Source organism: Sediminicola sp. YIK13, assembly GCF_001430825.1.
Taxonomy (GTDB): Bacteria; Bacteroidota; Bacteroidia; order Flavobacteriales; family Flavobacteriaceae; genus Sediminicola.
In genome coordinates, this window is record NZ_CP010535.1 from 3,441,742 (window position 1) to 3,461,073 (window position 19,332).

Annotated in this window: 14 protein-coding genes and 1 riboswitch; all 14 genes read left to right on the plus strand. The window is 42.3% G+C overall.

Annotated features, from left to right (window positions below; translation table 11 throughout):
- The first annotated feature begins 77 nt into the window (after nucleotides 1–77).
- Nucleotides 78–341 (plus strand): DUF2061 domain-containing protein, encoded by a 264-nt coding sequence (locus tag SB49_RS15205; RefSeq protein ID WP_062058369.1) that lies wholly within the window; start codon nucleotides 78–80, stop codon nucleotides 339–341.
- Nucleotides 342–378: 37 nt separating this feature from the next.
- Complete coding sequence (locus tag SB49_RS15210) at nucleotides 379–1,002, plus strand: phosphoadenosine phosphosulfate reductase domain-containing protein (protein ID WP_062058373.1); 624 nt, start codon at nucleotides 379–381, stop codon at nucleotides 1,000–1,002.
- Nucleotides 1,003–1,067: 65 nt separating this feature from the next.
- Nucleotides 1,068–2,015, plus strand: a complete 948-nt coding sequence (gene cysD, locus SB49_RS15215) for a sulfate adenylyltransferase subunit CysD (protein ID WP_082591171.1) — start codon at nucleotides 1,068–1,070, stop codon at nucleotides 2,013–2,015.
- An 86-nt stretch (nucleotides 2,016–2,101) separates the two neighbouring features.
- Nucleotides 2,102–3,349: a sulfate adenylyltransferase subunit 1 gene (locus SB49_RS15220; RefSeq protein ID WP_062058376.1), complete on the plus strand. Its 1,248-nt coding sequence runs from the start codon at nucleotides 2,102–2,104 to the stop codon at nucleotides 3,347–3,349.
- A 112-nt stretch (nucleotides 3,350–3,461) separates the two neighbouring features.
- Complete coding sequence (locus SB49_RS15225; protein WP_062058377.1) at nucleotides 3,462–5,552, plus strand: HEPN domain-containing protein; 2,091 nt, start codon at nucleotides 3,462–3,464, stop codon at nucleotides 5,550–5,552.
- On the plus strand, nucleotides 5,545–6,315 hold the full coding sequence (cobA, locus tag SB49_RS15230; RefSeq protein ID WP_062058380.1) for a uroporphyrinogen-III C-methyltransferase: 771 nt from the start codon (nucleotides 5,545–5,547) through the stop codon (nucleotides 6,313–6,315). Before SB49_RS15225 ends, cobA begins: the two co-directional genes overlap by 8 nt.
- On the plus strand, nucleotides 6,312–7,376 hold the full coding sequence (locus SB49_RS15235) for an NAD(P)/FAD-dependent oxidoreductase (protein WP_062058383.1): 1,065 nt from the start codon (nucleotides 6,312–6,314) through the stop codon (nucleotides 7,374–7,376). The genes cobA and SB49_RS15235 overlap by 4 nt, the downstream gene beginning before the upstream one ends.
- 132 nt (nucleotides 7,377–7,508) lie before the next feature.
- Nucleotides 7,509–7,662, plus strand: a riboswitch (SAM riboswitch).
- Between the two features lie 181 nt (nucleotides 7,663–7,843).
- Nucleotides 7,844–8,848, plus strand: a complete 1,005-nt coding sequence (locus tag SB49_RS15240; RefSeq protein ID WP_062058386.1) for a homocysteine S-methyltransferase family protein — start codon at nucleotides 7,844–7,846, stop codon at nucleotides 8,846–8,848.
- Nucleotides 8,849–8,863: 15 nt separating this feature from the next.
- Nucleotides 8,864–11,587, plus strand: a complete 2,724-nt coding sequence (gene metH, locus SB49_RS15245; RefSeq protein ID WP_062058389.1) for a methionine synthase — start codon at nucleotides 8,864–8,866, stop codon at nucleotides 11,585–11,587.
- Nucleotides 11,588–11,792: 205 nt separating this feature from the next.
- Nucleotides 11,793–12,746: a methylenetetrahydrofolate reductase [NAD(P)H] gene (gene metF / locus SB49_RS15250; RefSeq protein WP_062058392.1), complete on the plus strand. Its 954-nt coding sequence runs from the start codon at nucleotides 11,793–11,795 to the stop codon at nucleotides 12,744–12,746.
- Between the two features lie 115 nt (nucleotides 12,747–12,861).
- Nucleotides 12,862–13,962 (plus strand): acyloxyacyl hydrolase, encoded by a 1,101-nt coding sequence (locus SB49_RS15255; RefSeq protein WP_062058395.1) that lies wholly within the window; start codon nucleotides 12,862–12,864, stop codon nucleotides 13,960–13,962.
- Nucleotides 13,963–14,012: 50 nt separating this feature from the next.
- A complete protein-coding gene (locus tag SB49_RS15260) occupies nucleotides 14,013–14,774 on the plus strand; it encodes a head GIN domain-containing protein (protein ID WP_062059309.1) in 762 nt (253 codons plus the stop codon).
- A 101-nt stretch (nucleotides 14,775–14,875) separates the two neighbouring features.
- Nucleotides 14,876–15,955, plus strand: a complete 1,080-nt coding sequence (locus SB49_RS15265; RefSeq protein ID WP_062058398.1) for a serine hydrolase domain-containing protein — start codon at nucleotides 14,876–14,878, stop codon at nucleotides 15,953–15,955.
- Nucleotides 15,956–16,123: 168 nt separating this feature from the next.
- Nucleotides 16,124–19,282 carry a WD40/YVTN/BNR-like repeat-containing protein gene (locus SB49_RS15270; RefSeq protein ID WP_335337879.1) on the plus strand — a complete coding sequence of 1,053 codons (3,159 nt, stop codon included), beginning with the start codon at nucleotides 16,124–16,126 and terminating at the stop codon, nucleotides 19,280–19,282.
- The last annotated feature ends 50 nt before the right edge of the window (nucleotides 19,283–19,332 follow it).

Genomic DNA, 19,332 nt, shown 5'->3' on the forward strand with positions numbered 1-19,332 from the left:
CCTATAAAAGTAAAAATTAATTTTACTTTTGCTTACTCTACTAAATCTATAGGGATTAGTATTTTAAATTGTTTCACATGATAGCAGATCAATTGATATTAGGTAAAAAAGCGAGTAGTACCAGCTATAAGTCCGACAAGAAAACTGAGCAGCCAAAAAGGAGTATTGTTAAATCCATTAGCTGGAGGATTATTGGTACCATTGATACCATTTTAATTTCTTGGATTGTTACAGGTACTGCAAAGGTGGCTTTTTCAATCGGATTGGTAGAATTGTTTACTAAGATGCTATTGTACTTTTTTCATGAAAGAGCATGGAATTCCATTAACTGGGGCAAGTAATTAGAGAATCAGTTTTAAGCGTATTAAATCAGGAAAAATGAAGTTTACGGAACAACAGATAAAAGATCTTAATGCCCAATTCAAGGGCATACCACCAGAAGAAATTATTTCTTGGGCTTTGCAATACGCTAAAAACGCGGTGGTAACCACTAATTTTCGACCTTATGAAGTGGCAATACTTCATGCGGTGACTGATATAGAAAAAGATGTTCCGGTAATCTGGTGCGATACGGGCTACAATACCCCCAATACATACAAACATGCCGAGGAGTTAATCGCTAAACTGGACTTGAACATTAAGTTATACGTGCCAAAGCAAACAGCAGCGCACAGGGATGCTGTTTTGGGAATTCCAGGAATTGAAGACCCAAACCATGCCATTTTCACAGAACAGGTGAAATTGGAACCTTTTAAAAGAGCAATGGCAGAGCATAAGCCAGATGTGTGGTTCACCAATTTAAGAAAAGGGCAGACCGCCCTGCGTGATACTTTGGATATTTTGAGCCAAAGCAAGGATGGTGTATTAAAGGTGAGTCCATTTTACCATTGGAATGATGCGCAATTGGATGCCTATCTCGCAAATCTTGGGTTGCCCAATGAACATAAATATTTTGACCCGACCAAAGTACTGGACAATCGGGAGTGTGGATTACACACCTAATTAGAGGAAAGCAGCAATCAATTTTTCCTGTCATAATTGAAAAAGGAAATCAAAAAAGATATAGTTTGGAAACAGCAACATTAGATTCAAAACAAACAACAAAAATTTCACAATCAAGGGTTTTGCAAACCAATGCCTTGGAGAATGAGGCCATTTACATCTTTAGGGAAGTGGTGGCACAGTTCGAAAGACCTGTATTGTTATTTTCTGGAGGTAAGGATTCCATTACTTTGGTCCGATTGGCGCAGAAGGCATTCTTTCCTGCAAAAATCCCATTTCCTTTAATGCATATCGATACTGGACACAATTTCCCGGAAACCATAGAATTCAGGGATAAACTGGCGAAGGAACTGGGCGTGGAACTCATCATCCGTAATGTGCAGGATTCAATAGATCAAGGGAAAGTAGTTGAGGAAACTGGAAAATATGCCAGTAGGAATATGTTGCAGACCACGACCCTTTTGGATGCAATCGAGGAATTTAAGTTCGATGCCTGTATTGGTGGTGCCAGAAGAGATGAGGAAAAGGCCAGGGCAAAAGAACGTATTTTTTCTGTCCGCGACGATTTTGGACAATGGGACGAAAAAAATCAGCGTCCAGAATTGTTCGATATGCTCAATGGACAAATAGAGATTGGTCAGAATGTAAGGGTCTTCCCTATCAGTAACTGGACAGAATTGGATGTGTGGAGCTACATACAAAAGGAGGAGATTGAAATCCCATCCATTTATTTTGCACACCAACGTAATATTTTTGAAAGGGACGGATTGATCTGGTCGGCAGAGGACGGAGTAGTGTTTCGTGCGGAAGATGAAAAGGTAGAGGAACGTACAGTAAGATTTAGAACTGTTGGGGATATGTCCTGTACAGCTGCCGTTCTATCACATGCAGATACCATTGATAAGGTGGTTGCTGAAATTCGTGAATCAAAAATTTCAGAAAGAGGTGCCCGTATTGACGATAAGCGTTCCGAGGCGGCCATGGAAAAACGCAAGCAACAAGGATATTTCTAAAGCATTGATCCGTAATCGGGAAGATGTAAATCAAAAGCAATAGATCAAACAAAAAAATCCTTTCATAAGGAGAGGTTCATAAAGGCATGGAAGTACTAAAAATAGCAACAGCAGGAAGTGTGGATGATGGGAAGAGCACCTTAATTGGAAGGTTGCTTTACGATACAAAATCCCTCACCGATGATAAGTTGGAGGCCATAGAGAAAAGTAGCAGGCAGAGAGGTTATGATTATTTGGATTTCTCATTGGCTACGGACGGACTTGTGGCCGAAAGGGAACAGGGGATTACCATTGATGTGGCCCATATCTATTTTTCCACACCCACCAAAAGTTATATAATTGCCGATACCCCTGGGCATGTTGAGTATACCAGGAACATGGTAACCGGAGCATCTACATCCCAAGTGGCCATTATCCTGATCGATGCAAGAAAAGGGGTGATCGAGCAGACCTATCGACATTTCTTCATCAATAACCTTTTAAAGGTAAAGGACGTGATCGTGGCGGTCAACAAAATGGATCTGGTAGATTATTCAGAAGAGGTGTTCAATGATATTAAAAGGGATTTTGAGGCCTTAAATGCGAAGAGCACCTACCAGGAACAAAACGTGAGTTATATTCCAGTAAGTGCGCTAAAAGGCGACAATATTGTGAAACGAACGGATGCTATGACTTGGTACGATGGGGACACCATTCTTGGACATTTAGAAAATTTGGAAGCCGCTGATGTATATGATAAGGGGCAAGTACGTTTTCCAGTTCAGTCGGTCATCCGACCCAAAATGGATGAATACCATGATTTTAGAGGCTATGCCGGTAAAATATATGGTGGTAGCTTAAAAGTGGGGGACAGTGTAACCGTGTTGCCATCTTTAAGGCAATCCAAAGTAAAGGAAATTTACTTTTTTGATAAAAAATATGATGAGGCCGTTGCAGGTAGTTCCGTTAATATCACCTTGGAGGATGATATCAATATCACCAGAGGGGATATGTTGGTAAAGAGCAAGGAGCTTCCAAAAATTGAAAAACAGATTACGGCAACTGTATGTTGGATGGATAGTAAACAACTGCAACCAGGAGCTAAATATATGGTTCAGCATAACACCAATAAGGTATTGTCCAAAATTGATGCCATTAAAAATGTGGTATCTACAGAATACACGGGCGTACATGATGCCAATAATAAATTGGCCTTGAACGAAATTGGGGAAGTGAGCATCAAATTGAGCAAGCCAATTTATTTTGATGCGTACAAAGACAACAAAGCCAATGGGTCATTTATCTTGATAGATACCCAATCCAATACCACGGCAGGCGTTGGTTTTATAAACTGATCCCATTTGTAAATAAATAAAGTAAGGCGCTCTTTTTATATTTATCCTATTAAATACATAGAATAAATAGGGATATATTAAAAACGCCAGTAATAATTAGAGAAGCGGTCCTATGCAGAGTTTTAGAACAGAAATAGAAAATCCAGTAGTACAAAAGGATATTATTGACTTGGAGGCCAAAATACGCCAGTTCCATGAAGGAAAGCTAGACGAAGAAAAGTTTAGAAGCCTTCGTTTGGCAAGGGGTGTTTATGGGCAACGTCAGGAAGGGGTGCAAATGATTCGTATCAAATTGCCTTATGGAAAAGTTTCCTCCAACCAATTACGAAGGATATGTGATGTTTCGGAAGAATATTCCACTGGGCGTTTACATATTACCACAAGACAGGATATACAGATCCATTATGTGGATCTTAACAGAACCCCTGAACTTTGGTCCCAATTGGAAAAGGACGATATCACCTTACGGGAAGCCTGTGGTAACACCGTTAGAAACGTAACGGCAAGTGAAACGGCGGGGATAGATACAGAGGAACCTTTTGATGTATCTCCGTATGCACATGCCTTATTCCAATATTTTTTAAGGAATCCTGTCAGTCAGGAAATGGGAAGGAAGTTTAAAGTTTCTTTTTCAGCCAGTGATGCGGATACGGGACTTTCCTATATGCACGATCTTGGCTTTATTGCCAAACTCCAAAATGGGGTTCCTGGTTTTAAAGTGATGTTAGGTGGCGGCTTGGGTTCCCAGCCCCGTCATGCGGATGAATTGTTTTCCTATTTACCAAGTGATCAAATTATTCCTTTGATGGAAGGGGTTGTAAGAGTTTTCGACCGATATGGGGAACGAAAAAGCAGGGCCAAAGCTAGGATGAAATTCTTAATAAAGGACTTGGGTCTGGATGGCTTTAAAGAATTATTGGAAGCCGAACAAAAGGCTCTTCCTTTTAAAACGTACCCTATTGATGCCAATGCCTACCCACAAGCTCAAATAGCCGATGTAACGGCGCCAGAGGTAACAATTGCGGATCAAGAGGCATTTGAAAATTGGAAGGCAACCAATATTGTGCCCCAAAAACAAACAGGTTTTGTAGCGATAGGGGTGAAGGTAAAATTAGGTGATTTTTATATAGACAAGGCTCGTGCCTTGGCAGATCTAGTAGAAAAGTACGCTGCAGGCGAAATTCGTCTTTCACTGCGTCAAAATATTCTGATCCCTTATGTAAAAGAAGCCTTGCTTCCGTTTTTTTACACAGAATTGGAAAAACTTGGATTTGCAGAAGCTGGTTACAATAAAGCGTTGGACATCACGGCATGTCCGGGAACCGATACCTGTAACTTGGGGATTGCCAGTAGTACAGGAATTGCGGCGGAGTTGGAACGGGTGATAGCGGCAGAATATCCGCAATACATCAAAAATCCGGACGTGGTCATTAAAATCAGTGGTTGTATGAATGCCTGTGGGCAGCACAATATGGCCAATATTGGTTTTCAGGGCATGTCGATCAGGACCAAAGAGAAATTAGTGGCCCCAGCGCTACAGGTGTTATTGGGCGGTGGAAATATTGGCAATGGAAAAGGATTATTTGCAGATAAGGTCATTAAAGTACCGAGCAAAAGGGGACCGGAAGCCTTGCGATTGATATTGAACGATTTTGAAGCCAACGGCAACGGACTATCCTTTGTGGATTACTACGTAGAGAAGGGACAAATTTATTTTTACGACTTCTTAAAGCCTTTGGCAGATATTGAAAATCTGACTCAAGATGACTTTATCGATTGGGGCAATACAGAGGAATATGTCCAAGCTATTGGGGTTGGTGAGTGTGCTGGGGTGGTCATTGATTTGATCGCTACCCTGCTGTACGAGTCAGAGGAGAAGATCGCCAATGCACAGATTGCCTTGGAGGATAAAAAATGGGCTGCCAGTATCTACCATTCCTATGCTTCTATGGTCAATTCTGCAAAAGCATTGTTGACATCGGAAAATCACAAAACGAATACACATGCAGGCATTATCAAGGATTTTGATACTGTTTTTGTGACTTCGGATAAAATAAGCCTGGATACTTCTTTTGAAGTCCTCGCTTTGCAATTGAACAAAAATGAACCAACTGAGGCCTTTGCCAAAGCTTATGTGAAAGATGCGAATGCATTTTTGAAGAAAGTGGCGGCCTACAGAAAATTGGAATTGGAACATGTATAAAGAACCTAAATTAACGGTTGTAGGGGCAGGACCTGGCGATGTGGAGCTGATAACCTTAAAGGCGATCAAAGCACTGGCATCTGCGGATGTTGTTCTCTATGATGCCTTGGTGGATCCGGAGTTGTTGGCGTATGCCGAGCATTCGGAACATATTTTCGTAGGCAAGCGCAAAGGATGTTATGCTTATCAACAAGACCAGATCAACGAACTGATTATTAGTAGGGCACATGCATATGGACATGTGGTACGCCTAAAAGGTGGTGACCCCTTTGTGTTTGGTAGGGGAGCTGAAGAAATGGAATATGCTGCAAAGGCAGGTTTAGCTGTAGCCATGGTTCCAGGGATTTCATCTTCAGTGGCAGTGCCGGCATCCCAAAATATACCGGTGACCAAAAGAGGAGCGGCAGAAAGTTTCTGGGTGATCACAGGAACCACAAAAGACCATCAGTTATCCACTGATGTAGCCTTGGCGGCAAAGAGCAATGCCACCGTAGTGATATTGATGGGCATGTCCAAGTTGCCAGCAATTGTAGAGCTGTTCAAGCAGGAAGGTAAATCAGAATTGCCAATTGCCATAATCCAAAATGGTACTAGGGATGATGAAAAAGTAGGCGTTGCAAAAATAGCAACCATAGAAGCTGAGGTGGCCAGACAAGAATTGGCAAATCCGGCGATAATAATAATTGGAGAAGTAGTTAAACACAGGGCCGCCATTTTAGAGGTTGCCCAAGAATATAAACAAGTAGAAAGTCAGAAGTTATGATAAAGACAGATATACTGATCATTGGAGCGGGACCTACGGGATTGTTCACTGTTTTTGAAGCAGGATTATTGAAATTGAAAACGCATTTAATAGACGCATTGCCACAACCAGGGGGACAATGTTCTGAGATCTATCCAAAGAAACCCATATACGATATTCCAGCATTTCCAGAAATCTTGGCTGGAGATCTTGTAAACAACCTTATGGAGCAAATAAGGCCATTTAATGCAGGTTTCACGTTAGGAGAAAGGGCTGAAACCTTGGAAAGGTTAGATGATGATACGTTTATCGTTACTACCAATAAAGGGACAAAGCACCATGCACCAGTAGTTGTCATCGCGGGAGGGTTAGGTTCTTTTGAACCTAGAAAGCCATTGATTCCGAATATTGCAAATTACGAGGACAAAGGGGTTTCTTATATGATCAAGGACCCTGAGGTATACCGCGATAAAAAAGTGGTGATTGCCGGGGGTGGAGATTCTGCTTTGGATTGGGCCATTTTCTTGACCAATGTAGCTTCAGAAGTTTCTTTGGTTCACCGTAGGAATGAGTTTAGAGGGGCCTTGGATTCCGTTGAAAAAGCGGCAGAATTGGCAAAATTGGGCAAGATCCGATTGTTTACAGAGGCTGAGGTGGTGTCCGTTCAGGGAAAAGATACCTTGGAGGCAGTAGTGATCAAACATAACGATGCCGAAAAAGGGGAGACCTTTTTGGAAGTGGATGATTTTATTCCGCTTTTTGGGCTCTCACCAAAACTGGGACCCATTGGGAGCTGGGGCTTGGAAATTGAGAAAAATGCCATTAAAGTGGATAATGCTTATGATTACCAAACCAATATCCCTGGCGTTTACGCCATAGGTGATGTCAATACCTATCCTGGCAAGCTTAAATTGATCTTATCAGGATTCCATGAAGCTGCCGTAATGTGCCAGAGTGCCTATCAACGCATAAATCCAGGCAAGAGATATGTTATGAAATACACAACTGTTGGTGGGGTTGAAGGATTTGATGGTTCCAAAAAAGAAGCCAAAAAGGAAGTTGTACAGAGTATATTAGCTTAGATTATATTTGAATTAGTCTAAAAAACCTTCCAGATTACAATCTATCTGGAAGGTTTTAAAAAAAGCATACTTTCCTTGTTTTTAATAATGCTGTGACGTTACTTTGCAGCTAGTTCATTACCAAAACTGAAAACGTTATCAAGAAAGGCGGAGGGATTAGACCCAATGAAGCCTTAGCAACCCTTTTTTCAATACCCTTTCCTAGAGGGATGAACAAAGAAGGTGCTACATTCTAATCCATGTGCTGTTCCTTTTAAGGAGCGTTTAGTGCGGGAGTAGATAACTCAAAGAAAGACAACATTGTCTACACTTTTCCTTACTTGATAGTATAATTTTATTGGTCCTTGGTCATTTTGATCCTGGCCCTGATTTTGTCGTTGACTTTGTTGGAACAACAAGATAGTTAAGGCCAAAATCAGCCCATTTGGGATTGCGTTTGATATTTGGGGGAACACAAAGTGAAGATTATGAAGAATATTAAGGAATTATTGACAGAACGTGTGCTGGTACTGGATGGTGCCATGGGTACCATGCTCCAACGCTATAAATTCACCGAGGAAGATTTTAGGGGCGAACGCTTTAAGGATTGGGGCCATCCCTTACAAGGGAACAATGACTTGCTTTCATTGACCCAACCAGATGCCATTGCGGAAGTACACCGCAAGTATTTTGAAGCTGGGGCCGACATTGTGGAAACCAATACCTTCTCCGGAACTACCATTGCCATGGCCGATTACAACATGGAAACGTTGGTGTACGAATTAAATTATGAATCGGCGCGTATTGCTAAAAAGGTTGCCGATGAATTCACGGCCAAGAATCCCGATAAACCGAGATTCGTGGCGGGGAGCATAGGACCCACCAATAAAACGGCAAGTATGTCCCCAGATGTAAACGATCCCGGTTTCAGGGCCATTTCCTTTGATGATCTTAGAATTGCCTATAAGCAGCAAGTTGAGGCTTTATTGGACGGAGGATCGGATCTTTTATTGGTAGAAACCATTTTTGATACGCTCAATGCCAAAGCGGCCCTTTTTGCCATAGAGGAAGTAAAGGAGGAAAGGGGCGTAGAGATACCTATTATGGTCAGTGGTACCATTACTGATGCTTCAGGAAGAACCTTATCCGGGCAAACAGCGGAAGCATTTTTGATATCGATAAGTCATATCCCTATCCTATCCGTAGGTTTTAATTGTGCCTTGGGAGCCAATCAATTGGTGCCCCATTTGGAGGTATTGTCTGGAAAAACAGAATTTTTTGTCTCGGCACACCCCAATGCGGGGTTGCCAAATGCCTTTGGGGAATATGACGAAACACCCCCCCAGATGGCTGCTCAGATAAAGGAATATTTGGAAAAAGGATTGGTAAATATAGTTGGAGGTTGCTGTGGGACCACTCCGGCACATATCAGGGCCATAGCCGATCTGGCAGAAAATTTTAAGCCGAGAAAGTTGTTGGTTGATAGTATATAGTTGAAGGAAAGATAAATGAGCATTATAAAGCCAAAATATTTAAAATTATCGGGTCTTGAGCCCTTGGTCATCACTCCAGAAAGTAATTTCGTGAACGTGGGGGAGCGCACCAATGTAGCCGGATCTAAAAAGTTCCTTCGTCTAATCAAAGAAGAGAAATTTGAAGAGGCCTTGGATATTGCGCGCGACCAGGTAGAAGGGGGAGCTCAGATCATCGATGTCAATATGGACGACGGACTCATAGATGGGAAAGAGGCCATGGTGAAATTCCTGAATCTAATAGTCGCCGAACCAGACATTTCCCGTGTGCCAATCATGATAGATAGTTCCAAATGGGAGATCATTGAAGCTGGCCTTCAGGTAGTCCAAGGGAAATGTGTGGTGAACTCCATCAGTTTAAAGGAGGGGGAAGCAGAATTTATCCACCATGCCAAATTGGTAAAAAGATATGGGGCTGCAGTTATCGTCATGGCCTTTGATGAGGTGGGACAGGCAGATAATTATGAGCGCAGGCTGGAAATCAGCAAGCGTTCCTATGATATCTTGGTGAACAAGGTGAAGTTTGCTCCTGAGAATATCATATTTGATCTCAATGTCTTTCCTGTGGCCACGGGAATGGATGAGCACAAGCGTAATGCCCTCGATTTTATTGAAGCTACGGCTTGGGTAAAAAAGAACCTCCCGCATTGCAGTGTCAGTGGGGGTGTGAGCAACGTGTCCTTTTCCTTTAGAGGCAACAATCCGGTTAGGGAAGCCATGCATTCTGTGTTCCTTTACCACGCCATAAAAGCAGGGATGAACATAGGTATTGTAAACCCCACTATGTTGGAAGTATACGATGATATTCCCAAGGATCTCTTGGACCGTGTAGAAGACGTTATTTTGAACAGAAGGGACGATGCCACGGAACGTTTGCTGGACTTTGCCGAAACCGTAGTTGGCACAGCCAAGGAAAGCAAGGTAGACCTTACTTGGAGAACGGAATCCCTACAGAATAGGATCACCAGAGCCTTGGTCAAAGGAATAGACCAGTACATCATTGAAGATGTGGAGGAAGCCAGACAGAGTGTGGACAAGCCCATTAAGGTGATCGAAGGCCATCTGATGACAGGGATGAATGTGGTAGGTGACCTATTTGGAAGTGGGAAGATGTTTTTACCACAGGTTGTTAAGTCGGCTCGGGTTATGAAGAAGGCCGTGGCTTATTTACTGCCTTATATAGAGGAGGAAAAGTTGAAGAATCCCCTACCTGAAGGCAGCAGTTCTTCGGCAGGAAAAATATTGATGGCAACCGTAAAAGGGGATGTGCACGATATTGGAAAGAATATTGTGAGTGTGGTTCTTGCATGCAATAACTATGAGATTATAGACCTTGGGGTTATGGTGCCCCCAGAAAAGATTATCAATGCTGCCAAAGAGCATCAGGTAGATATTATAGGGCTCAGTGGCCTGATCACCCCATCTTTGGATGAGATGGTTTATTTGGCCAAGGAAATGGAACGTCAGAATTTTTCCGTACCCTTATTGATAGGAGGAGCTACCACCAGCAAGGCCCATACAGCGGTTAAGATAGATCCACAGTATAAGAATACAGTAGTCCATGTGAACGATGCCTCCAGGGCCGTGACCGTAGTGGGGGACCTGTTGCAAAAAGAAACATCAAGGACCTATAAGGATTCCATTAAATTGGATTACGAGGAATTCAGAACTCAATTTGCCAAACGGGGGAAGCGTAAGGAGTATTTGCCATTGTCTGAAGCGCGTACCAATAAATATAAAATTGATTGGAACGAAAAGGACATCGCTGTACCAAAAAATATGGGGGTACAGGTGATCAAGGATTTAGAGCTTCGAAAATTAAAGGATTTTATTGATTGGACCCCATTTTTTAGAAGTTGGGAGCTCCATGGAAAGTATCCTGCGATCTTAACCGATGAGGTGGTGGGAAAGGAAGCAACCGAACTTTTTAAGGATGCCCAAACCTTATTGGAAAAGATCTTCGATGAGAAATTGCTTACTGCCAAAGCGGTTTTTGGGCTGTTTCAGGCAAATAGCATTAATGATGACGATATTGAGGTGATCGTGCCACCAGGGCATCATGCCAAAAAACACCAAGGAGAAAAGAAATTTGTGTTTCGGACCTTGAGACAACAATTGAAAAAATATGAGGGCAAACCAAATTTTGCCCTAGCGGATTATATAGCCCCAAAGGAATCGGGGATTGAGGATTATATGGGCTTCTTTTGTGTTTCTACAGGGTTTGGCACCGCCGAGTTGGCCGCGGATTATGAAAAGGATCTGGATGATTACAATTCCATAATGATCAAAGCATTATCGGACCGTTTGGCCGAGGCCTTTGCCGAGTATTTGCACAAGGAGGTAAGAACTGATCATTGGGGGTATGCCTCCGATGAGCGATTGACCAATGAAGAGTTGATCTCAGAATCATATAAAGGAATAAGACCGGCCCCAGGGTATCCGGCATGTCCCGACCATTTGGAAAAATTGACCATTTGGGAACTGTTAAGGGTAAAACAGCGTATTGGTGTTAAACTTACCGATAGCTTGGCAATGTGGCCTGCGGCCAGTGTGAGCGGCTACTATTTTGCCCATCCTGAGGCCAGATATTTTGGGGTAGGAAAAATAAAGGAAGATCAGGTGTATGATTTTGCAAAACGCAAGGCAATCTCAGAAGAAATGGCTGAAAAATGGTTGGCGCCAAATATTGCCGATGATTGACGGAGTCTTTTAATGAAAACAGAATTGCGTTAGGGATAGGAGCGATATCATTTTTATGAAGGTCTAAAAGTATTGGAAACAACTGAGGCCATGAGCATAAAAATATGTAGCGGATAGCCCGGTGATACGCCCAAAGAGAATTAATAACAAAGTAAAATACCCCAAACAAGCCGAAACTTATATAAGATTAGGCTGGGGAAAGAATATGAAAGTAACAGATCACATAAAAAACGCCGAAGGTAAAACCTTGTTCTCATTTGAGATCATCCCCCCGGTGAAGGGCAAAAATATTCAGGAGTTATACGACAATATAGACCCATTGATGGAATTTAAGCCCCCCTTTATAGATGTGACCACATCAAGGGAAGAATATGTATATATTGACAGGGACGGGCTTTTGGACAAGAAATTGACCCGTATGCGCCCAGGAACTGTTGGGATCTGTGCCTCCATAAAACATAAATACGATGTGGATACCGTACCCCACGTGCTCTGCGGAGGGTTTACCAAGGAGGAAACGGAATACCTTTTAGTGGATTGCCATTATTTGGGCATCCAAAATGTAATGGCCCTAAGGGGAGACGCTATGAAGGATGAAAAATATTTCAATCCTATACAGGGGGGGCATACCTATGCCACTGGCTTGGTAAAACAGATCCAAAACTTAAACCGAGGTAAATATTTGCACGAAGTGATCGAGACCGATGAATGTGCCGACTTTTGTATTGGGGTGGCGGGTTATCCCGAAAAGCATTTGGAGGCTCCTTCTTTGCAATCCGATCTAAAAAGGTTGAAGGAAAAGGTAGATGCAGGGGCGGATTATGTAGTGACCCAAATGTTTTTTGACAACCAGAAATACTTCCAATTTGTGGAAGCTGCCAAAGCTATGGGAATTAATGTACCCATCATCCCGGGGATAAAACCCATTGCCATAAAAAGGCATTTACAATTGTTGCCACAGGTATTTAGGATAGATATCCCACAGGAATTGATAGAAGCCGTGGATGACTGCAAAAATAACGCTGCCGTGCGTCAAATTGGGATAGAATGGGCCATTCAACAATCCAACGAGCTAAAGGCAGCAGGCGTTCCCGTCTTGCATTATTATTCCATGGGAAAATCGGATAACATTAAGGCGATAGCGAAGGGAGTGTTTTAATGGAATCTTCGTTTCCAAAAAAAAAAGTCAGAGTAGAGCACAAGTTGGATTCTAATCTAAGATTTGGCATTTGCAATGCGGAACGACTTAAATCTATTTGCTATTTTTACACCCCATGAATCGAAACCTATTTCTCGCCTTCTTTCTTGTAGGTGCTCTTTGCTTTTCTCAGACAGTTGATGTTCCTGAAAAATATACGGTAGATGTCAATCAGTTTTATGGTTCCGTAATTCTGCACAACCCAGACATCTCCCATTTGATCTCTGCCCATCCAGGCGGATTGATCCTTGGGGTGAATAGAAAGACCTACGGTTTTGAGGAATGGGAGGCGGCATATAATTATCCGGATGTGGGCTATTCGTTCATCTATCAGGATATGAACAATTCTACCCTTGGTAAGAACTACGGGTTATACGCCCATTACAATTTCTATTTACTCAATAGAAACCTTCAATTCAGAATCGGTCAGGGGATTGCCTATACTACGAATCCGTATGAAAAAGTAGAAAATTTCAGGAATAACGCCTATGGATCTGACTTTTTGAGTTCTACCTATTTAATGTTGAACTATCATAAGGGGAATATTTTTAAGGGATTGGGGTTTAATGCAGGATTATCCTTGATACATTATTCCAATGCCAATTTTAGGGCTCCCAATACATCTACCAATACCCTGGCTTTTAATGTAGGGCTGGTGTATGATTTGGACGGTGGGAAGACCATAGATTACCTACCTGCACAAGCGGGTGAAAAAATTTCGGAACCTATCCGTTATAATTTTGTATTTAGATCGGGACTAAACGAAAGTGATGTAGTCAATTCCGGGCAGTATCCTTTTTATATTGTTTCGGCCTATGCGGATAAAAGATTGGGAAGAAAAAGTGCCCTTCAATTGGGAGGGGATGTGTTTTTCTCTAAATTTTTAAAGGAATTGATCAGGTTCCAATCCATAGCTTTTCCAGAATTGGAAGTTTCAGCTGATGACGATTATAAAAGGGTGGGGTTATTTATAGGTCACGAACTTTTTATCAATCAAATGTCAGTCACCTCACAATTGGGCTATTACGTGTATTATCCCTTTGATTTTGAAGGAAGGATTTACAATAGAATTGGTCTAAAACGTTACTTTGGTGATAAGCTATTTGCGGCCATTACCTTAAAATCCCACGGGGCAAAAGCAGAAGCTGTAGAATTCGGAATCGGGATACGGTTATAATAATGGCCGATAGAAATGCAAATTATTTGATACTAGTAATATTAAAAATAATGATCAAAATATTTAGAACTGTACCTTTTTTGTTGTTGGTGCTCCTTACTTCTTGCAACGGGGAGAACGCACCCGATTGTTTTCAAAATGCCGGGGACTTGGTATTGGAGGAAGTGGTTGTTGCTGAATTCAACAGAATAACGATTTACGATAATGTAGAATTGATTTTAAAACAAGGAGATGTTACCAAGGTGGAAATTGAAACAGGGGAATTCCTGAGAAACGAAGTAACCGCCGAGGTAGTTGAAGGCAGACTGTTATTGCGGGATGAAAACAATTGTAATTTTACCCGTAAATACAACCTCACAAAGATTTACGTGACAGCACCAGATATTGTGGAGATAAGAAGCAGTACCGGTTTTCCTATCACCAGCGATGGTGTTCTGGAGTTCCAAAACTTAACGTTGCTCTCTGAATCTTTTACAGTTCCCGATGCTGAAAACACAAGTGGTTCCTTTGATTTGGAATTAAATGCGGAAACGGTTCGTATCGTTTCCAATGGGATATCCTATTTTAAATTACGGGGAAATACCGTGAATTTCAACATTGTTTTTGCTGCCGGGGATTCCCGCTTGGAGGCCAATGAATTAATATCGGATAATATCATTCTAAGCCATAGGGGAACCAATGATATGCTCCTGCGCCCAACACAATCCCTAAAGGGTACTTTAAGAGGCACGGGAGACGTTATTAGTTATGAAAGACCAGCGGTGATAGAGGTTGAGGAAATTTATAAAGGGCGACTGATTTTCAAGGATTAGGTTTTCAAAGAGTTGTGCTTCGTTGCACTTGGTAAGGATTTGTCCAGAATCCCGGTTCAAATAGTTTGAACGGATACAGTTTTGATTATATTTAGGTACATATGACCTTTCCACTTTTTACATACCTCAAGAATTTCTTTGTTTCCAAAAGATTAATTGGTGGAGGTTTAGTTCCCGAAAACTTGAGCCAAGCGGATGTTTTATTGCAAGGGCTCATCAAGGAGAACAAGATACCGGGTTTGGCCGTTACGGTTTTAAAAGAAGGAGTCACCATTTTTCAAAAAGGGTACGGTTATGCCGACCTGGATTCCAAAAAGGGAGTGGATCCAAGGAAAACCATATTTAGGATTGCCAGCGTATCCAAACCCATAGCCGCCACGGCTTTGGCCCAAATGGTTGAAGACAATCTTATAAATCTGGATGCTTCATTTTATAAATACGTGCCCTATTTTCCGAAAAAGCAATATGACTTTACAATTCGTCATTTGGCGGGTCACACGGCAGGTATAAGAGGATACAAGGGGAAGGAGTATGGGTTGAATAAGCCATACTCTATTAAGGAAAGCATAGAGATTTTTAAGGATTCGGATCTGCTTTTTAAACCCGGAACAAGTTATCATTACAATAGTTTTGACTGGGTGATGGTCTCCCTTGCTATGCAGGAGGCCAGTGGGTTGCCATTTGATGAGTATGTCAGGGAAAAGGTGCTGCTGCCATTACAATTGTACAATACAACTCCGGAAGTTGCCGGTAAAAAGTATTCTGATGCTGCAAGCTTCTATTCCAAAAACAGGATTGGCTTTAGAAAGGCTATCCCCGTTAATAATTGGTACAAACTGGCAGGAGGGGGATTTCTTTCCACTTCTGAAGATGTCGCCAATTTTGGGAATGTCTATCTCCAAAAAAAAGTGGGCAAGGAACACACCTGGTCCCAATTTGTAACCTCAGAAATGGTAGAGAATAAACCCACTTATTATGGGTTGGGTTGGCAGGTGAGTAGGGATAAGAAGGGGAGACCTTTTTACGGACATATTGGCAATGGGGTTGGGGGCTATTCCAATTTTTTTGTGTATCCAAAACAACAAGTTGTATTTTCCATTTTGGTGAACTGCACGAATCCTGAAATTCAGCAAGAGCTGGATGAGGTTGTAGATGAGATTTTAAGCAACCTAATGGCATAGGAAATAAGAACTGGGGATGCTCTACATTCTATCTTGACTACTTTTTCAATTTCTGTGAAAAGTTTCTTTATATTTATGCGAACCGACCAAAAAAAGAAATAGTTATTCAATTGTTTTTTTTGATTTGTGTCGGGTTTAAATTAGTATCAATAATCCAACTAAACCAATATGATGAGCACTGTTCGTTTACTTCTGTTAACCTTTCTTTTACTTCCCTTATTTTTATATCCCCAACGCAGCAAGAAGAAAAACCCCGTACCGGAAACCGTACTGGTCGATAAAGATTTTCACCAGCTAAAATGGCGAAATATAGGCCCATTTAGAGGGGGAAGAAGTGTAACGAGTACAGGCGTGGTAGACCAGCCAATGACCTATTATATGGGTTCTACCGGAGGTGGAGTTTGGAAAACCGTCGATGACGGCATTACATGGAAGAATATTTCGGACGGATTCTTTAAGACAGGGACCGTAGGTGCGATAGCAGTTGCCGAGAGCAATTCCAATATGGTGGTCGTCGGGATGGGGGAACATGCTGCCAGAGGGGTGATGACCTCCATGGGAAATGGAGTTTATAAATCCATGGATGCAGGAAAAACTTGGAAGCATATTGGGCTGGAGAATAGCAGGCATATTTCTGATGTGGTCATAGATCCCAAGGATCCTAATATTATTTTTATCTCTGCCCAAGGGGCTCAATACGGAGCGTCTTCAGATAGGGGTGTTTACCGCTCCAAAGATGGTGGTGCCACCTGGGAAAAAGTACTTTTCGTAAACAATCTTACCGGGGCATCCTCTTTGAGCATGGATATGAACAATTCCTTGATCCTATATGCCAGTATGTGGGAACACCAACGATTTCCATGGACCATGGTTTCCGGTGGAGAGGGTTCCGGTCTCTATAAATCAACGGATGGCGGTACCACTTGGGAACAGATGAAGGAAGGGTTGCCCAAGGAAATGGGCAAATCGGGTATTTCGGTATCACGTGCAAATTCTGACAGGGTGTATGCCGTTTTGGAGGCCGAAGGAAAGCAAGGTGGGGTATATCGTTCTGATGATGGCGGAAAAAAGTGGAAACAGACAAGTAAGGATAGGATCAATATTGCCAGATCTTGGTACTACATGGAAATTTTTGCGGATCCACAGAATGAGGATTGGGTGTATGTCCTTAATGCTCCCGTGACCAAATCCATCGATGGTGGGGCAAATTTCAGTCCCATTTCCACGCCTCATGGGGATAACCATCATTTGTGGATACACCCAAATAACCATGATATTATGATCAACTCTAATGATGGTGGCGCAAATGTTTCCAATAATGGGGGCAAAAGCTGGAGTACCCAGGAGAATCAGCCCACGGCGCAATTTTATAGGGTAATCACGGATAATTTGGTGCCTTACAACATTTATGGGGGCCAGCAGGACAATTCTTCTGTATCCATAGTGAGCAGGACCACGGACAATGGCATCGATTGGCAAGACTGGCAGCCTGCATCTGGATGTGAAAGTGCATATTTGGCCTTTGATCCCAATAATCCTGATGTGATCTATGGTGGGTGTTACCAAGGGATCATTGAAAAATTTTATAAGGCTTCGCAGCAATCAAAATCCATTAAGGAATATCCTGAACTGGGGTTGGGCGTAGTGCCTAGTGATTTTAAGTTCCGATATAATTGGAACGCACCAATCATAGCCTCTCCCCACGATGTCAATACCATTTATCACGCAGGTAACGTAGTTTTTAAGACCATGGATGGCGGTACAACCTGGGAGACCGTTTCCGGTGACCTTACCAGAAATGACAAAACCAAACAAGGACCCGGTGGCGGCCCGTTTACCAATGAGGCCGCAGGTGGTGAAAATTATAATACCATTATGTACTTAGTAGAGTCGCCCCATGAAAAAGGGGTGCTTTGGGCAGGTTCGGATGACGGACTAGTGCATATCACCAAGGATGGTGGCGGATCATGGCAAAATGTGAGTCCAGCTGGTTTGGGTGAAGGCATTGTCAATCATATAGAAGTTTCTCCCCATAATCCTGCCACGGCCTACGTGACGGTTATGAAATACAAGTTTATGGACCTTGCCCCATACATTTATAAGACAACAGATTACGGTGCTTCATGGACCAAGGTGGTCAATGGCATTTCGGATCCCCATACCTTCGTAAGAGTGGTAAAGGAAGATCCCAAGAAACCGGGACTGCTCTATGCCGGTACGGAGACTGGACTTTATATTTCGTTTGACGCAGGGGCCAATTGGCAGCCTTTTCAATTGAACCTACCCGTAGTGGCCATCAATGATCTGGCGATACAAGACAATGATCTTATTGCCGCAACGGCGGGAAGATCGTTCTGGATCTTGGATGACCTTAGTGCCCTGCAGAATAACGAATTTAATAAAGAAAGTATGACATTGTTCCAGCCTAAGGATACCTACCTTCTTTTCGGGGGAAGTAGCGATAAGCCAGTGCCTGGAATTGGACAGAACCCCAAGGAAGGCGTTACCATGGATTATTACTTGCCCAAGGCAGTGGATAGCTTGGATTTAACATTGGAAGTATTTAAAGGCGATAAGCTCATTAGAACGTTTACCAATAAAAAACCAAAGGATTTTAGATCATGGCCCGGAGGTCCGTCCAAGCCTGAGGTTCTTTCCTCAAAAAAAGGATATAACCGTTTCACATGGGATTTTAGAACCGAAGATATTCCAGTGGTGGAGAAGGTGTTTTCCATGGGTGGAAATAGTGGCTACAGAGTAGGGCCCGGAACTTATACCTTAAAGCTTTCATTGGATGGCAACGTTTCAGAGACAACCGTAACTGTTATGATGAATCCAAATATAGAGGCAACTACCGTTGAATATGCAGAGCAACAAGATATATTGGCCTCCATAGACCAGACTATTCAGGATATGCATGAAGCTGTTAATCAAATGCGTTCCACGAAAAGTCAGATTGAGGCTTATAAAAAGTTATTGGAAAAGAACAACACCATAAGCGGCGCCAAAGAACTGGTGGTTCTGGGAGACTCTTTGTTAACCCGTATAGAAACTTGGGAAGAAAACCTTATCCAACCAAAACAGGAGACTTTTCAGGATGTCATCAACTTCAATAATAAATTAAGTGCCCAATTGTTGCATTTGAAGGGATATATAGATGAAGCCTATCCAAAAGTGACCCAAGGTGCTAAGACCAGATTGTCCGATTTATTGGGACAATGGAATTCTTTTAAAAAGGAGCGCGATGCAATGGTGGTTACCGAAATGAAGGCCTATAACGAGATGTATAAAAAATTGGAAATCCCGGCTTTGATCATGGGTCAATAGTTTTATTTATTCCATCGGGTCAACGGATGGAGAAGAACTAAAAAAAAGAG

Bases quoted from the DNA above. Each gene is read 5' to 3' on its own strand.
- SB49_RS15205 (WP_062058369.1), top strand. From the start codon at position 78: ATGATAGCAGATCAATTGATATTAGGTAAAAAAGCGAGTAGTACCAGC.
- SB49_RS15210 (WP_062058373.1), top strand. From the start codon at position 379: ATGAAGTTTACGGAACAACAGATAAAAGATCTTAATGCCCAATTCAAG.
- SB49_RS15220 (WP_062058376.1), top strand. From the start codon at position 2,102: ATGGAAGTACTAAAAATAGCAACAGCAGGAAGTGTGGATGATGGGAAG.
- SB49_RS15225 (WP_062058377.1), top strand. From the start codon at position 3,462: ATGCAGAGTTTTAGAACAGAAATAGAAAATCCAGTAGTACAAAAGGAT.
- cobA (WP_062058380.1), top strand. From the start codon at position 5,545: ATGTATAAAGAACCTAAATTAACGGTTGTAGGGGCAGGACCTGGCGAT.
- SB49_RS15235 (WP_062058383.1), top strand. From the start codon at position 6,312: ATGATAAAGACAGATATACTGATCATTGGAGCGGGACCTACGGGATTG.
- SB49_RS15240 (WP_062058386.1), top strand. From the start codon at position 7,844: ATGAAGAATATTAAGGAATTATTGACAGAACGTGTGCTGGTACTGGAT.
- metH (WP_062058389.1), top strand. From the start codon at position 8,864: ATGAGCATTATAAAGCCAAAATATTTAAAATTATCGGGTCTTGAGCCC.
- metF (WP_062058392.1), top strand. From the start codon at position 11,793: ATGAAAGTAACAGATCACATAAAAAACGCCGAAGGTAAAACCTTGTTC.
- SB49_RS15255 (WP_062058395.1), top strand. From the start codon at position 12,862: ATGAATCGAAACCTATTTCTCGCCTTCTTTCTTGTAGGTGCTCTTTGC.
- SB49_RS15260 (WP_062059309.1), top strand. From the start codon at position 14,013: ATGATCAAAATATTTAGAACTGTACCTTTTTTGTTGTTGGTGCTCCTT.
- SB49_RS15265 (WP_062058398.1), top strand. From the start codon at position 14,876: ATGACCTTTCCACTTTTTACATACCTCAAGAATTTCTTTGTTTCCAAA.
- SB49_RS15270 (WP_335337879.1), top strand. From the start codon at position 16,124: ATGATGAGCACTGTTCGTTTACTTCTGTTAACCTTTCTTTTACTTCCC.